Here is a 15746-nt window from a genome sequence, read left to right on the forward strand (position 1 = left end):
TAAGAAGGCCGCCTCCGGGTGGCCTTCTTTTTTGCCGATCATGCCGCACGCTTTCCGATTCAACCGGCGGCCAAAACCCACTACGGTGGCGCGCCGATTCTGATTTGAGGATTTCGTCAATGCGCGCGCTTTTTCCGACGGCTCTTCTGGCGACCCTGCTCGTCATGTCCCCGGGGCTCGTATCCGCCCAGATGAAGCTGTCGCCGAAGGCCACGGCACCCGGCGGCATGGAGACGCGCTATTTCACCTCGATCGACGGGCTGATGGACGGCAATGCCGACGTGATCCTGAAGGAGACGCGGCAGGGCAAGACGGTCACCGCCGCCGTGCTCGACGTCTGCTACCCCGTTGCCAAGAACTCCGACCGCAAGGACCGCTTCGTCGTCAACCTCCAGGTCTCCGGCCAGACGCTGACCGGCACGACCACGAGCATCGGCGCGAAGGCGCCCGTGACGGTCAAGCTCACCCGCAAGCCGACCGGCGACACCTTCGAGTTCCGCGGCCAGATCGGCATCGGCCAGAGCGTCACCGAAGTGACGTCGCCCGACAATGCCGACCTCAGCGAGAAGGAATTTCTGGACAACCAGACCACCGACGACGGCATCACGCCGCAGCCGAAAGATTTCACCGAAGTCTCGCCGGAGGCGATTGCGGTCAAGGTCAAGCTGGAGAACGCGACCGACTTCCTGAAGAGCCTCAAGGGCCAGGACGTCGAGGTGACGCTGGCAAGTCTCTCCGTCGGCTGCGACGCGCTGCGCGCCGGCGAGCAGACCATCAACATGTCGGTCGATCCGGAGCGCGCGGCCGCGCTGCTCGCGAAATTCAAGGCGATGCCGGGTGTCACGGCTGCCGGCTGGACCGCGGGGATCGCGGAGATGGACCGCACCATTCGTCTGCCCGCCGCCGACTGGCGCGACGGCGACAAGATCAACCGCGACAAGCTCGCCACCGCAATTGCCGGCGTGCTGAGCAAGACGCTTGCGGCCAAGCCGGTCTCGCAGAGCTTCAACGCCGCCACCGGCAAGCTCAAGCTGGTGTTCAAGCGGCCGAACCAGGATTTCCCGGCGCTCGAGCTCACCGACACGATCGAGGTCGCGGGCCTCGTCTCCGCCGACAAGCCGGGGGCATCAGACAAGTTGATGGTCTGGATCGGCAGCCCCTCGACCACCACGGCCGACGAGAGCAGCGGCGCAAAGCTCAACGTCTCGGACGAAGCGACCGCCGACGAAGAAGGTGATCAGCCCGACGACAACGGCTCGATCGAGGCACTCGCCAAAGAGCTGAAGGGCCAGCGCTGGGACGCCGACAAGTCGGTGTGGAAGTGAGCTGAGTACTCGTGCCCCGGACGCAGCGCGACAGCGCTGCAGAGCCGGGGCCATAAGCCACACGGTGGATCACGGATCGACTCTGGGTGCCGGCTCTGCGGCGCCGCGCTTGTGCGCTACGCCTTGTCCGGGACACGAGAACAGTGCTTGCCAGACGTTAATTCCCGTTCTCGCGAAACCGCAGCGTCTTCGGGCCGATCAGCGTGAGCACGTCGCCCTGGCGCTTCCAGGTTTCGACGGCGGCGAGCGCGGCGACGAGATCGTCATCGGCCTGAGCCTTTGCCGGCGGACAGGAGCGATCCTGAAGTGGGCCGGGGACGAAGATCACGGTGTTGCCGGCCACCGAGAACTGACCCTTGCCGCCCTTGCACCACAGCTCGAGCACGACCTCGCCATGGTCACCGATCTCGATGTTCGGGATTCGTTTCGAGCCGGGCTGCGGTACGGCCTCCAGCGTCATCTCGGTGCCGAAGGGAAAGCCCTCTTCCGCATGCGCAACGGCACACATCAAAAGCACCGCGGCCGCGGCACACACCACCTGCTTCAACGACACCATCAGACCTCTCGACCGACCGAATTGCCGGGTCTTCTATAAGACGGCAACGCCTTTGAGAAGGTTCGCCGGTTCAAGAGACAAAAATCCCCGCGGGGACGGTCCCGCGGGGATTGGCCTCGAAGCCTGGACTGGCCTCGCTACTTCAGGACGAGCTCCGTGAACGGATAGACATAGGCTTGCAGGGTCACGAGCACACCGACGAGACAGGCAAGCACGATCGAGTGCCAGAACACGAAGCGCAGGATGGATCCTTCGTGGCCGACCCAGTTGGTCGCGGTGGAGGCGACCACGATCGATTGCGCGTCGATCATCTTGCCCATCACACCGCCGGACGAGTTCGCCGCACCCATCAGGATCGGCGACAGGCCGAGCTGCTGGGAGGTGATCTTCTGGAGGTTGCCGAACAGGATGTTCGAGGAGGTATCCGATCCGGTCAGCGCCACGCCCAACCAGCCGAGCAGCGTGCCGAAGAAGGGATAGAGCACGCCGGTTGCGGCGAAGGCGAGACCGAGCGTCGCGTCGACGCCGGACAGCCGCGTCAGCGTACCGATCGCAAGCATCGCCGAGATCGTGATCAGCGAGATCGCGCAGAGCCGGATGGTGCGGCCATATTCGGCCACGAGTTTGCCGGGACCGACGCCCATCAGCAGGCCGGAGATGATCGCCGCGATCAGCATGCCCGTGCCGGTGAACGACAGATAGGTGAAGCTGAACACGGCCGCTTCCTTTGTCGGCCCTGGCGCGACCGGCGGCATCTTGTTGATCATCTGGTGCAGTTCGGGAACGGGATAGTTCCAGGTGAAGATGCCGTTCGCCCAGGTCTTGAAGGCGCCGTTGCCCCAGATCAGCATCACGATACAGACGATGATCCACGGCAGAAGCGCACTGAACAGCTCGCCTTGCGTCAAGGGCGTCTTGTCGAGCGGTTTTGCAGCCGCCATGGTGGCCGCCGATTCATCGCGGCCGCGCAGCGCCGGGGAAAGCCAGAGCTGCTTCGGCTGCCAGACTCGAAGGAACAGGATCAGCGCGCCCATCGAGATCAGCGATGCGCCGATATCGACGATCCAGGGATTGATGTAGTTCGAGATCACGAATTGCGGGATCGCGAACGACACGCCGGTGACGAGGATGGCCGGCCAGACGTCCTTCATTCCACGCCAGCCGGCGAAGGCCCACACGACCCAGAACGGCACGATCAGCGAAAAGAACGGCAATTGCCGGCCGACCATGGCACCCAGGATGTAGGGATCGAGCCCGGTGACCGAGGCAAGGCCCTGGATCGGCGTGCCCAGCGCGCCATAGGCAACGGGTGCGGTGTTGGCGATCAGCGAGAGCCCCGAGGCAGCCAGCGGCGAGAAGCCGAGCCCGATCAGCACGGCGCCGGTGATCGCGACCGGCGTGCCGAAGCCGGAGGCGCCTTCGAAGAACGCTCCGAACGAGAAGGCCACCAGCAGCAATTGCAGCCGCCGATCCTCGGTCACGCTGCCGATCGCACGCTTGAGCAGCTCGAATTTGCCGCATCCAACCGTCACCTGGTAGAGGAAGATGACGTTGAGGACGATCCAGCCGATCGGGAAGAAGCCGGTCACGATGCCGAGGATCGAGGCGCGGATCGACATGTTCGCGGGCATGGTGAAAACGAAGATCGTGATCAGGTTGGTCACGATCATGGCGATGACGGCTGCGATGTGAGCCTGAACGCGCCCGCTCGCGATCAGGACCAGCAGTGTGACGACGGGGACTGCCGCCGCGATCGTCGACAGCACCGGGCTGTGCAGCGGATCATAGATTTGATTCCACATGGTCTTCCTCCCCCACGCATGTGTGCGGCAGGCGGCCCGCGTGGACAGCCGATCCTGCTTGACGCTGAGCGATAACCCCCGAAGGGGACGCGAATTCCTCGCGAATGCAGCGGTTCCCGTCCGCTCACAAGCTCGCGAAATCCCGAAGGCCCCCACCCCGCGCCGTTGAGGCCCATGCTAGGGTTGCAAGCCGCGACAAGCCAACGCAAATTGCACCACTTGCGACTTTAGTCTAAGCGCACTGATTTCCGCCCTTGCCTCAATGGTTTGGCTTGAGACATTTGCGCACAGCCCTGCAGGAGATCCCGCTCTGTGAAGAACATCCGCGCCACGCTCGCGATTGTCTGGCGAATCGCCGGCCCATATTTCCGATCGGAAGACAAATGGGCCGGTCGCGGCCTGCTCGCCGTCGTCGTGGCGATGGAGCTGGCACTCGTCGCCATCAATGTGCTGCTCAATCAGTGGCAGAACCGGTTCTACAGTGCGCTCCAGGCCTACGATCTGAACGAGTTCGTGATGCAGGTCTGGATCTTCCTCGGCCTTGCCTTCACCTATGTCGCGATAGCCGTTTACAAACTTTACCTGAACCAGTGGCTGCAGATCCGCTGGCGGCGCTGGCTGACACAACACTATCTCGGCGAATGGCTGGACGGCGCCACCCATTACCGTATGCAGCTGAAGGGCGATGCCGCCGATAACCCCGACCAGCGTCTCACCGACGACGTCACGAACTTCGTCGAACAAACGCTGGTCCTCGGCCTCGGCCTGCTGTCGTCGATCGTGACGCTGGCCTCGTTCATCGTCATCCTCTGGGGCCTGTCCAACAAGGCGCCGCTGCACATTTACGGCACCGACATCGTCATCCCCGGTTTTCTGGTCTGGTGCGCGCTGGCCTACGCGCTCCTCGGCACCGCGCTGACGCACTGGATCGGTGCGCCGCTCATCAACCTTTATTTCGAGAAGCAGCGCTACGAGGCGGACTTCCGCTTCAACCTGATCCGCGTGCGCGAGAATTCCGAGCAGATTGCACTATTGAAAGGAGAGCGCGCAGAACAAGGCCATCTCCTGCAGCGCTTCGGCTCCGTCATCGCCAACTGGTATGCGATCATGAGCCGGACGAAACGCCTCACCGCCTTCACGGCGAGCTACGGTCAGGCTGCAACCATCTTTCCCTACGTGGTGGTCGCGCCCGCCTACTTTGCCAAGAGCATCCAGCTCGGCGACATGATGCAGACCGGTTCGGCCTTCGGCCAGGTGCAGGATGCGCTGTCCTTTTTCGTCTCGTTCTATCGATCGATCGCGGAATGGCGCGCGATTGTCGCCCGCCTCGACGGCTTCGAAATGTCGGTCGCCACGGCGGCAAACCTGCCGGCGCATGAAGCGACGATCGAGCTCAAGGCGACAGGCGGCAGCCGCAATATCGGCCTGGAAAAGCTCTGCGTGTATCTTCCCAACGGCACGCCACTGGTCGCCGCCGACGGCTTCGCCATCCAGACGCCGGAACGCGTGCTCGTGACCGGACCGTCGGGCTCCGGCAAGTCGACGCTGTTCCGGGCCATCGCCGGCATCTGGCCGTTCGGCACCGGCACCATCGTCGTCCCCGCGCAGGCGAAGCTGATGATGCTGCCGCAACGTCCCTACTTCCCGGTGGGTGCACTGGGTGACGCCGTGGTCTATCCCGCAGCCCCCGGCGCATTCCCGGCAACCCAGATCCGGGACGCGCTCATCGCGGTCGGCTTGCCCGACCTCGCCGAACGGCTCAGCGAGCACGGCCATTGGAACCGGATGCTCTCGCTCGGCGAGCAACAGCGACTGGGGCTTGCCCGCGCGCTGCTGCATGCGCCGGACTACCTGTTCCTCGACGAGGCCACCGCCTCGCTCGACGAATTGTCCGAGGCGAGGCTCTACCGGCTGTTGGCCGAGAGGCTGCCGCAGGCCACCATCGTCTCGATCGGGCACCGCTCGACGCTTGATGCTTTCCACACCCGCAAGGTGGCGCTGGCGGAGAGCGGCGAGATCCATGTGCTGGGCCATGGCGACGTGCCGGCCGAGCCGGAGGCGAGTGCGGCGCGCTGAGGCGAAAAGGCGCGGCCCGCCAACGGGACGGAAGAAGAACCAGACCCGGCTCTCGTTCCCGGACGAGCCGCAACGCCCTTCAGCGTTGCGGCGCAGAGCCGGGACCCTGGTGCTACGCCGCAGAGCGGCTGGGCCCTGGCTTTGCAACGCACCGCTGAAGAAGCGCTGCGCTGCGCCCGGGGCACGAGAAGCTTCTCAAAAACAAAAGGGCGGCAGATTGCTCTGCCGCCCTCGGAAGTACTCTCGGGACAAAACCTATTTCAGGTTGCTCATCGCCGTCAGGTCGAAGGACAGCTTGGCGACACCCGCCGCGCCGCACCAGTTGGAGCCAGCGCCGCCCGGATTGATCGGGGTGACGTTGGTGGTGCCGGTAGCGTTGAAGGCGCTGGTGAAGGCGTTGCAATCACCCTTGTTCAGGTCGGTGTCGGAGTAACGCAGATCCAGCGTGAACACCTTGTAGGTAAAGCCGATCCCGACGTTCCAGGTGTTGTAGTCCTTGTAGGGAATGCCATTGGCGAAGACGGTGCCTGCACCGGTGCCGTAGAAGGCATCCGAGGTGCCGAACCACTGCCGGCCGAACTCTCCCGACACATACATGCCGACGCCCGAAGCGCCGAACGTCGTGCTCGGCGCGATCCACTTCGCGGTCACCGAGGAGTAGTTGCCCCACGCACCCGAGTTCAGGAAGTTCGGCGAGTAGTACTCGTTCACGCCGACCGACCAGTTGTCGTTGATGGTGTAGTTCAGCTTGCCGTAGACTTCGAAGAAGCTGACGTCCTTCTTCATGACGTTGCCGTCGGCAAGGAAGATGGTCGTGGTGCTGACGGGGCAGACGCCGCCGCCGGGAATGCCGCCGGTCAGCACGTTGTCGGCGCAGCTTCCGCCCGGATACAGGTAGCCCCAGACGCCGATATCGAAGGCGAAGGCGCCGAAGGTCGGGCGGATACCGCCGTAGATGTCGACTTCGGCCGCAGCGCGGTTGGCGAAGGAGATGCTCTCAGCGGACACGCCGGCGTACAGCTGGAGGTCCTTGTTGATGTTGTAGCGCGGCTCGAAATAGGCGGCGACCGACGGCTTGTGGTTGGACTGGGTCACGCCGCGGAAGATGTAGTCGTTCATGATCGCGCCGCCGAAGGCGATATCCCAGGGATCAAAGGCGGGTGCCGGGGGAGCCTTCAGGGCCTTCAAGGGCATGTCCGCCGCGAAAGCCGAACCCGTCACCATTGCCAGCGCCGTTGCCAACAAAGTCACTTTCTTCATTTCGATCCCCATCACCAATTCTAGACCCCGGTCGAGCTCCGGAAGCCCCCCGGGGCCGCCCGACCTGATTGCAAATTTCGTAACTGGTCCAATCTGGATGGAGGAACTTAAACCGAGAAGCAAAAAACACGAGCATCTGCCGCCTTTTTGGGCGTTCTGGCGATTCCACGAAAGGTTGTCAGCCGGTGTTGCTTCTCGATCACATTATTTTCACGCCAAGGTGCAGAAAGTGACCCGGGATACTACGTAGCCGCGGGCACCGTGGCGCGCCTGCGACGAATCAAGTGACTCAAAAACGAGCAGCCATCGGCCGCCCATGCAAAAAGGCCGCAGCGTCGCCGCCGCGGCCTTACCGCTGTCGATCTTTATCAGGGGACAGACCCGGCGTTCGGTCTGGGCTTGTCCCCCTGCGGGCCTAACCTTGCCCCTCGGCCGGCGTCGCTTCCGCAGAAGACGAAGGCATCGCCCAGCTCGTCTCAGCCGCCGGCTCCGGCGCCGGCGCCACGGGGGCCGCTGGCTTCGCCGCGGGAGCTGCCTTCGCCTTCTTCGGCGCTGCTTTCTTGGCGGCCTTCTTCGGCGCCGCCTTCTTCACAGCCTTCTTGGCCGCAGCCTTCTTTGCTGACGTCTTGGCAGCTTTCTTCGGCGCGGCCTTCTTTGCAGATTTCCTGGCGGACTTCTTCGCCGACTTCTTGGCCGCCTTCTTCTTCGTCGCCTTCTTCGCGCTTACGACCTTCTTGGCCTTTTTGGCCTTCTTGCTTTTTTTCTTGCTCGCTTTCGCCATCGTGGTCCTCCTGTTGCCGCCGAACAATGGTCGATCGGGCTCTTCAGCCGTCACCTCCGGACGAAAGCTCAGCGCGACGGATTCAATGCCGGCCGCGACCCGCCCGTAGCCCAATCGAGAAGCTCAATCGTGTGTACGACCGGAACTGACGTGCCACTGGCAATCTGCACCATGCAGCCGATATTGCCCGCGGCAATCATGTCCGGCTTGACGCTCGCGATGTTGGCGACCTTGCGATCGCGCAACCGGCCCGCAAGCTCGGGCTGGAGAATGTTGTAAGTCCCCGCCGAACCGCAACACAAATGGCTCTCGGGCACATCTTTCACCACGAATCCATTCTTGGAAAGCAATTCTTTCGGAAGCCCCGTGATTTTCTGTCCGTGCTGCAACGAGCACGCGGAGTGATAGGCGACGACGACATCGCCCTGTTGCGTGCTCGGCGTGAGGGCAAGACCAGCGACGTATTCGGTGATGTCCTTCGCGAGCGCGGACACTTGCGCCGCGTCGGCTGCGAATGCGGCGTCCTCGCGCAGCAGGTAGCCATAGTCCTTGATCACCGTGCCGCAGCCGGAGGTCGTCACCAGGATGGCGTCGAGCCCCTCGCCTGCCGCCTCCTTCTGCCAGGCCCTGACGTTGGCGCGAGCCCGCGCCAGCGCATCATCGTCGTGGCCGAGATGATGGGTGAGCGCGCCGCAGCATTGCTCATCCTTGACCAGCACGACCTCGATGCCGTGGCGGGTGAGCAGATTGATGGCGGCCTGATTGATGCGCGGCGCCAGCACCTGCTGGGCGCAGCCCTGGAGCAGCGCGACGCGGCCGCGCTTCTTGCCGAGCGCTGCGAACACGCTGCCGGGAAGCGCGCCCGGTGACGGCAGCCGGCCAGGCGCCAGCGCCAGCATCGCCTTGAGGCGCTGGATCAGGCCCGGGGTGGCCGAGGGCCGCGGGGTCGGCAGGAAGACAGCGAGCGGCCGGGCAAGCTGCGCCAACCGCATGCTGATACGAAACCGTTGCGGATCCGGCAGCACGAAGGCGAGCACCCGGCGCAGCAGCCGCTCGGCGAGCGGACGCTCATAGCGCTGCTCGATCCTGACCCGGGCCTGATCGACGAGGTGCATGTAGTTCACCCCCGAGGGGCAGGTGGTCATACAGGCGAGGCACGACAGGCAACGGTCGACGTGCTTGACCACCTCTGGCGTCGGCGCCTGGTCCTTTTCCAGCATCTCCTTGATCAGATAGATGCGGCCGCGCGGGCTATCGAGCTCGTCGCCGAGCAGGACATAGGTCGGGCAGGTCGCGGTGCAGAAGCCGCAATGGACGCAAGCGCGCAGGATCTTGTCGGCTTCGGCGATATCAGGGTCGGCGAGCTGTGCCAGTGAGAATTCGGTCTTCATGCCGGAGCGCCTCGCGTCAGCCGTCCCCGGTTCAGAATGGATTTCGGATCGAAGCTGGCGCGGACCCGTTCGCTCAGGGCAGCAACACCTGGTGCTTGCGGGTGGAAGACATCGACTTCGCGCCTGACATCCTCGGCCGCCCGGATCAGCGTGGCATGCCCGCCGAACGCGTTGGTCCGCTGGCGAACGGCCGCGGCGTGCGCATCACCCGCGGGCGGCATCGCCGCCCAAATCAAGCCGCCGCCCCAATCGTAGATGACCTCGCCGCCCGTCTCGCGCGCCAATAGCGCCCCGAGCGCAGCGCCCGAAGCCGGTGGACAGACGATCCGCCACACCGGCCAGGCCCCGAGCGCGCCGCCGGCCGCGAAAGGCAATACGTCGCGAATGGTGGTCCACAGCGCGGAGGAGGCGGCATCCTCGATGACCTCAGCGGTTCCGAACGGCGCCAGCAATTCGCGCAAGGAGCCGGCGCGGTGGCCGGCAGAAGCGGTGATGCCCTCGAGCCGCAGCACCGTCAGCGCCTCGCCCTCGCCGGCGACATCGCCAAGTCCCTCGGTCTTGGCACGGAAAGCCGATTTCGGCAGATGCGCGGCGGCGGAGACGTCGAAGGGCGAGCCGAGCGCCGCTGTCATCGCCTTGTTGGCGGCGGCATCATCCAACCCGCGCAGCAACAGCGTCCGCTCGGCCTCCGGCTTCGGCATCACCTTCAGCGTCACCTCGGTCATGACGGACAGCGTGCCCCAGGACCCTGCCAGCAGCTTGCAGAGATCATAGCCCGTGACGTTCTTGACCACCTTGCCGCCGGTCTTGAAGCTGTCGCCAAAGCCGGAGACGGCATGCGCCCCCAGAAGATGATCGCGTGCGCCGCCCGCCCTGATCCGCCGCGGGCCGGCCAGGCCGGAGGCGATCATGCCGCCGATGGTGCCCGATGCGGACGTGCCGAGCAGCGGCGCGGTGTTGACGGGCTCGAAGGCAAATTGCTGGTTCTTGGCGTCGATCAGGGACAGCACGTCGGCCACCGGCGCGCCGGCCTGCAGCGTGACGATCAGCTCGTTGGGCTCATAGGAGGTGACGGCATTCAGCGCGGAGACGTCGAGCACCGCGTTGGTCGCCATCGCATGCCCGATGCTGCGCTTGCTGCCACGGCCGACGATCTCGAGCGGCTGCTCGCTCGCAATCGCCGCGCGCACCACCTCTTCGACGTCTTTGGCGTCTCTGACCCTGAGCGTATCCACGGGGAAAGGCGGTAGCGAAATTCGCGTCGGAAATCAATTCGCGCGGAGCTTTCGCGGCCTCATTCCAAAGGAGGTGCACGCATCGAACGGTCGCCGATCCGGCGAGCGCGGGCGGCAATCGAGCACGGCTCCTTCGGCACAATCGTGCTTCGATCGCCGTCGAATCATTTCCGAGCAAGCTTCGTTATTGATCGAACTGTTCCCTCTGCAATGGAGTTCCCTCATGAACGAGCACGCAATGACCCAGCAAGCCATCCATCAAGCCGTCGGCGGCGGCGGTCTTCTGGTCGTAGCGCAATGGGAAGCGAAGGCCGAGCAAGTGGACCGCGTGGCCGAGATCCTGCGCGGCTTCCTCCCACAGGCTCAAAGCGAACCCGGCGTGAAGCTGTTCCTGATCAGCCGCGCCAAGGACAACCCGGCCCAGTTCCTGTTCTACGAATTGTTCCGCGACGAGGCGGCGTTCAAGGCGCATCAGGAGAGCGCGCATTTCAAGAGCCACATCACCGGGCAAGCGCTGCCGCTGCTGGCGAGGCGCGAGCGGACGCAATACGCGCTGATGTGAAGAACAATGCCGGCTCGCCCTCTCCCACGAGACAAGGGAGGGCGAGCCAGCCATGGCTTCAGAACCGCGGAATATCCGGAAATGCCAGCTTGCCCGCGTGGACATGCATGCGGCCGAGCTCGGCACAGCGGTGCAGGGTCGGAAATACCTTGCCGGGGTTGAGCAGGCCCTGCGCGTCGAACGCGCATTTCAGCCGCTGCTGCTGGTTGAGATCGATCTCGGTGAACATGTCGGGCATCAGATCGCGCTTCTCGATGCCGACGCCGTGCTCGCCGGTCAGCACGCCGCCGAACTCGACGCAAGCGCGCAGGATGTCGGCGCCGAAAGCTTCGGCGCGCTCGATCTCGCCGGGCTTGTTCGCATCATAGAGGATCAGCGGGTGCAGATTGCCGTCGCCGGCGTGAAACACGTTGGCGCAGCCGAGCTGGTATTTTTCCGAGAGCTCGCGGATGCGCGCCAGCGCCTTCGGCAGTGCGCCGCGCGGGATGGTGCCGTCCATGCAGAGATAATCGGGCGAGATGCGGCCCACGGCGGGGAATGCCGCTTTGCGGCCCGCCCAGAACAGGTTGCGCTCGGCCTCCGACGTCGAGATCTGGCAGGTGGTGGAGCCACAGCCGTTGGCGATGGTCTCGACGCGACTGATCAGCTCGTCGACCTCGATCTTGGGGCCGTCGAGCTCGATGATGAGCAGCGCTTCAACGTCGAGCGGATAGCCGGCATGGACGAAGGCTTCGGCGGCGTGGATCGCGGGCTTGTCCATCATCTCCATGCCGCCGGGAATGATGCCGGCGCCGATGATCCGGGCCACGCATTCGCCGGCGGCCTCGACTTCGGCAAAGCCGACCATGAGGGCGCGCGCCGTCTCCGGCTTCTGCAGGATGCGCACCGTGATTTCGGTGATGACCCCGAGCAGGCCTTCCGAGCCGGTGATGACGCCCATCAGGTCGTAGCCGGGGTTCTCGCACCCCTTGCCGCCGATTCGCAGGATCTCGCCGCTCATCAGCACGATCTCGCAACCGAGCACGTTGTTGGTGGTCATGCCGTATTTCAGACAGTGCACGCCGCCGGAATTCTCGGCGACATTGCCACCGATCGAGCAGGCGATCTGCGAGGACGGATCGGGCGCGTAGTAGAAGCCGGCATGCGCGACCGCCTGGCTGATGGCCAGGTTGGTGACGCCGGGCTCGGTGACGACGACGCGGTTGTCGAAATCGATCTCCCGGATGCGCTTGAACTTGCCGAGCCCCAGCAGCACGCCGTCCTCCAGCGGCAGCGCGCCGCCCGACAGCGAGGTGCCGGAGCCACGCGGCACCACCTTGATGCCGTGCGCGGCACAATATTTCAGGACGAGCGAAACCTGCTCGGTCGTGTCGGGCAACACCACGACCATCGGCGGCTGCCGATAGGCCGTCAGCCCGTCGGATTCGTAGGCGCGCATCTCGGCAGGCGTATCGATCACGCCCTCGCCGGGCAAAATTGCGCGCAATGCAGCAACGATCTCCGCGCGGCGCGCCAGCACCGCCTGGTCGCTCGCGGGCATCATGATGGCCATATCAACAAACCTTCGTCCGGCATTGGAATTTGTTCCAGCAAATCAATCATGTCTCCCGCCGTTTGGGTAGGGTCGTCCAAAGGTCGCATTGCTTTGTTGCAGCGCAAGTTCTCTCTGGGGCAAGTCTGCTAGCAGGAAACCTGTCACAGTTTCGCGGCTTGTCCACTTGCACCGGACCTGCCAAAACGACGACCCACCATCTGACCCCCGGGAAGAGACGAAGAGCATCCTATGACAAAACTGACTTTCGGCGCGCTGGTTGCCCTTGCCATGACTGCCGCAGCGTCCAGTGCGATGGCGCAGGACGTCGCAGCCGGCAAGACGTCGTTCAACAAGTGCCTGGCCTGCCATGCGATCGGCGAAGGCGCCAAGAACAAGGTTGGGCCCGAGCTCAACGGTCTCGACGGCCGCAAATCCGGCACCGCGCCGGATTACAACTATTCCGAGGCCAACAAGAACTCCGGCATCACCTGGAACGAGGCCCAGTTCAAGGAATACATCAAGGACCCGAAGGCCAAGGTCCCCGGCACCAAGATGGCGTTCGCCGGCATCAAGAACGAGACTGAGATCAACAATCTCTGGGCCTATGTGTCGCAGTTCGACAAGGACGGAAAAATCAAGCAGTAACCCGCGCAAGAGCGGCCGCTGGAGCTTCGGTTCTGATCAGAACCGAAGCTCTGGCTTTTCTTCTGGCGCGTTTTAATCGGCGACCGCCTGTGCCGAGGCGATGTGACCGATCATCGTCTCGATCTCCGCCTTCACCAGATCCGGCACCGCGTTCTGCACCATGTGGCCGAGATCGGGCAGCACGATCAGCTTTGCGTTCGGCACCGTCGCGGCAAACGGACGCGCGTGGATGTCCGTTTTCACCGTCTTGTCGGGCTCGCCGGCGATGATGGTGACAGGCAGTCTGATCTCGCCATAGCGGGCAGCCTGGGCGGCCACCGACGCCTTCAGCGTCACCAGGTCAAAGGCATTGGCGATGAATTCGCGCGGGCGCAGCAACAGCGGCGTCGCCGAATCCCTCACGAAACCGTCCGGCATCGTCTGCGGCAGGAAGACGTTGCGCGCACCGGTTTCCGTGACGAAATAGCCCAGCGGCAGCGTGATGGTGTAGGCAAGCAGCGGGCCGATCACCGGCGTGGCGATGATCTCGTTATAGCGGCCGACGCCGCCCCGCCACGGATGGGTCACCGGCGCCAGCATCACGAGCCCGGCGACGCGGCTCGCATGATCGAGCGCCAGCCGCGCGCCAAGCGCACCGCTCCAGGAATGCACGACGAAGATCGCGCGATCGATCCCGAGCTTGCTTAGCGCTGCGTCGATCATGCGCGCCTGCACCTCCGGCGTCGAATCCTGCCGCAATGCGCGCGTGCTCCAGCCGTGGCCGGGACGGTCGATCAGGATGACGCGGTGCTGCCTGGCCAGAAGGTCGCCGAGCGGCCGCCGCATCACTTCGAGATTTGAGCTTGCGCCGTGCAGCATCACGATCGGCAGGCCCGCCTCGCGCGGGCCGATCTCGACGACGTGCAGCGTCGCCCCGTCGACTTCGACCATCCGCCCCTGCGGCGGAAAGGCGCGCTGCAAAGCAACAACGCCGGCCTGCGTGACCAGCGCCAGCAGCACCAGCGCCGTCACGGCTGAGAGCACGATCATGGAGAGGGTCCGGGCCATCCAGGGCACATCGCAGTTACGAGTTACGTGGGCAGCAGTTTCGCCCGGGGCAGCTCGGCGCTTCCACAGGAAATGCCACCCCCTGTGGATATGTGCATAATCGAAAATAAAAAAACCAACAGAAACAAGGCCCCTGCTTGATGCGCACAAGCTTCGGACCAGCTTCATGCGGTCGTCATCGCGCTGTCCATATAATCGCCACGGTCGGTTCCGCCATTTAGACGCGGATGGGCGCCGATCCCTCCTCGCAACCTCAGGGGATGCAGGAAAGACCGGCAGGATTGTCCTGGTTTGAACCGGAGGATTTTTCGATGCGCTTCAGATCGAACGACACCGCAATCGACGAGATCGTCGCCAGCTGCAACGGCGACTTGCGCGGGGCCGTGCGGGCTCTGCTCCTGATCAACGAGCACCTCGAGAGCGAGCTCGCAAAGGCCTACGCCGCAGCCGCCGATCGCGGTCTCGCCGAGCGCGGCACCAGCGCCCTGCACTAGCCCGCGCCGTCCTCGGCCTTTTCCTCGTCCGGCGTGGGCACGGGGCAGGCGCGGATGGTCGAGCGGGCCAGCTTGGCATCGGCCTTGGACTTGTAGGGGCCGTCGCCGAACCAGATGTCGCCGATGATGACCGGATTGCTGGTCACGATGTGGCATTTGCCGGTGGCGCGGTTGCCGACCACCCAGAACAGTCCGTCGGCGAGGCTCATCGTCCCCGACGCCAGCAGCAAGCTGCAAGCAAAGATCAAGCGCTTCATGGCTTTTGCTCCTGCCATGCAGGTAGACCTGCGGCGGCGCCGACAATAGTCGTTGCGGCCCGGTGCTTCCGATCGTGGTTAATCGGTCCGCGCCGCAACTGCTCGAAATATCGACTAGATGTCGCGGCCTTCGACCTTCTCGGTCAGCGCCTTCACCTGGTCGGGGATCTTCTCGAGATGCGGATTGATGGCCAGCGCCTTGCGATAGGCCTCGAGCGCGCGCTTCTCGTCACCGACATCCTGCATGATCATGCCGAGCCCCGCGAGCGCGCCGAAATGCCGGGGCTCGCGAATCAGCACTTCGCGGATGTCCGCGAGCGAACGGGCATAGTCGTTCTGCATGTAGTAGAGCGTCGCACGCCGGTTCCAGGCCTCGATATAATCGGGCCGCAGCTTGATGACGGCATCCAGCAGCTTGATCGCGACGTCGACCTTCTGCGCATCGACCGCGGCCTTGGCCCGCGCCATCAGCAGCGCCGCGGTGTCGCTCGGGGTCTGCAGCCAGATCGCCCAGATCCGCGCCTCGACATGCTTGGCGCTGTCCTCGTCCGGGGCGGCCTTCAGCGCGCCGAACAGGAAATCGAGGTTCTTGGTGCGGTCGGCCTTGGGCAGCTTGGCCGGGGCCTCCGGCAGCTTCTTCTGCTGCTTCGCCGGCGGAGCCGGATCATCCTGCGCCAGCGCCGGGGCGAGGCCGGCGGCTCCCAGAATGAGGGCCAGACACAGGGTGCGCGCGAAACAGAATCTCACGGTCATGGTGAAAGTCTAAACGCGCAAAGCCGCC

At 64.3% G+C, this 15746-nt stretch carries 15 protein-coding genes; 5 read left to right on the top strand and 10 right to left on the bottom strand.

The window, feature by feature from the left end; translation table 11 throughout:
• Positions 1–119 precede the first annotated feature (119 nt).
• The gene (locus X265_RS31870; RefSeq protein WP_128968416.1) at positions 120–1325 is read left to right on the top strand and encodes a hypothetical protein; all 1206 of its coding nucleotides are present in this window, start codon (positions 120–122) and stop codon (positions 1323–1325) included.
• Between the two features lie 157 nt (positions 1326–1482).
• Here the strand turns inward: X265_RS31870 and X265_RS31875 are convergent, their stop codons facing one another.
• Positions 1483–1881: an META domain-containing protein gene (locus X265_RS31875; protein WP_128968417.1), complete on the bottom strand. Its 399-nt coding sequence runs from the start codon at positions 1879–1881 to the stop codon at positions 1483–1485.
• A 137-nt stretch (positions 1882–2018) separates the two neighbouring features.
• Positions 2019–3683: an L-lactate permease gene (locus X265_RS31880; RefSeq protein ID WP_128968418.1), complete on the bottom strand. Its 1665-nt coding sequence runs from the start codon at positions 3681–3683 to the stop codon at positions 2019–2021.
• Positions 3684–3995: 312 nt separating this feature from the next.
• Here X265_RS31880 and X265_RS31885 point away from each other — a divergent pair, with 312 nt between their 5' ends.
• Complete coding sequence (locus tag X265_RS31885) at positions 3996–5759, top strand: ABC transporter ATP-binding protein/permease (protein WP_128968419.1); 1764 nt, start codon at positions 3996–3998, stop codon at positions 5757–5759.
• 255 nt (positions 5760–6014) lie between these two features.
• Here X265_RS31885 and X265_RS31890 read toward each other — a convergent pair whose 3' ends face one another.
• The 4 genes from X265_RS31890 to X265_RS31905 form a co-directional block, all read right to left on the bottom strand.
• The gene (locus tag X265_RS31890; protein ID WP_164938892.1) at positions 6015–7019 is read right to left on the bottom strand and encodes a TorF family putative porin; all 1005 of its coding nucleotides are present in this window, start codon (positions 7017–7019) and stop codon (positions 6015–6017) included.
• A 415-nt stretch (positions 7020–7434) separates the two neighbouring features.
• Positions 7435–7800 (bottom strand): histone, encoded by a 366-nt coding sequence (locus X265_RS31895; protein ID WP_128968421.1) that lies wholly within the window; start codon positions 7798–7800, stop codon positions 7435–7437.
• 68 nt (positions 7801–7868) lie between these two features.
• A complete protein-coding gene (glcF, locus tag X265_RS31900; protein ID WP_128968422.1) occupies positions 7869–9191 on the bottom strand; it encodes a glycolate oxidase subunit GlcF in 1323 nt (440 codons plus the stop codon).
• The gene (locus X265_RS31905) at positions 9188–10426 is read right to left on the bottom strand and encodes an FAD-binding protein (RefSeq protein ID WP_128968423.1); all 1239 of its coding nucleotides are present in this window, start codon (positions 10424–10426) and stop codon (positions 9188–9190) included. The genes glcF and X265_RS31905 overlap by 4 nt, the downstream gene beginning before the upstream one ends.
• A 223-nt stretch (positions 10427–10649) precedes the next feature.
• On the opposite strand from X265_RS31905, the gene X265_RS31910 reads away from it, so the two are divergent.
• Entirely contained in the window at positions 10650–10988 is a 339-nt protein-coding gene (locus X265_RS31910) for a putative quinol monooxygenase (RefSeq protein WP_128968424.1), read from the top strand.
• A gap of 58 nt (positions 10989–11046) precedes the next feature.
• On the opposite strand, the gene X265_RS31915 is transcribed toward X265_RS31910, so the two are convergent.
• Positions 11047–12540 carry an FAD-linked oxidase C-terminal domain-containing protein gene (locus X265_RS31915; RefSeq protein ID WP_128968425.1) on the bottom strand — a complete coding sequence of 498 codons (1494 nt, stop codon included), beginning with the start codon at positions 12538–12540 and terminating at the stop codon, positions 11047–11049.
• 231 nt (positions 12541–12771) lie between these two features.
• Here X265_RS31915 and cycA point away from each other — a divergent pair, with 231 nt between their 5' ends.
• Entirely contained in the window at positions 12772–13167 is a 396-nt protein-coding gene (gene cycA, locus X265_RS31920) for a cytochrome c-550 CycA (RefSeq protein WP_128968426.1), read from the top strand.
• A 72-nt stretch (positions 13168–13239) separates the two neighbouring features.
• On the opposite strand, the gene X265_RS31925 is transcribed toward cycA, so the two are convergent.
• Positions 13240–14196 (bottom strand): alpha/beta fold hydrolase, encoded by a 957-nt coding sequence (locus X265_RS31925; RefSeq protein WP_164938893.1) that lies wholly within the window; start codon positions 14194–14196, stop codon positions 13240–13242.
• Positions 14197–14525: 329 nt separating this feature from the next.
• Between X265_RS31925 and X265_RS31930 the strand changes: the two genes are divergently transcribed.
• Positions 14526–14708 (top strand): hypothetical protein, encoded by a 183-nt coding sequence (locus X265_RS31930; RefSeq protein WP_128968428.1) that lies wholly within the window; start codon positions 14526–14528, stop codon positions 14706–14708.
• Here the strand turns inward: X265_RS31930 and X265_RS31935 are convergent.
• On the bottom strand, positions 14705–14965 hold the full coding sequence (locus X265_RS31935; protein WP_128968429.1) for a hypothetical protein: 261 nt from the start codon (positions 14963–14965) through the stop codon (positions 14705–14707). The genes X265_RS31930 and X265_RS31935 overlap by 4 nt on opposite strands.
• A gap of 114 nt (positions 14966–15079) precedes the next feature.
• The gene (locus tag X265_RS31940) at positions 15080–15718 is read right to left on the bottom strand and encodes a tetratricopeptide repeat protein (RefSeq protein WP_128968430.1); all 639 of its coding nucleotides are present in this window, start codon (positions 15716–15718) and stop codon (positions 15080–15082) included.
• Positions 15719–15746: the final 28 nt, after the last annotated feature.

The sequence above is a fragment of the Bradyrhizobium guangdongense genome, from assembly GCF_004114975.1.
Lineage (GTDB): Bacteria > Pseudomonadota > Alphaproteobacteria > Rhizobiales > Xanthobacteraceae > Bradyrhizobium > Bradyrhizobium guangdongense.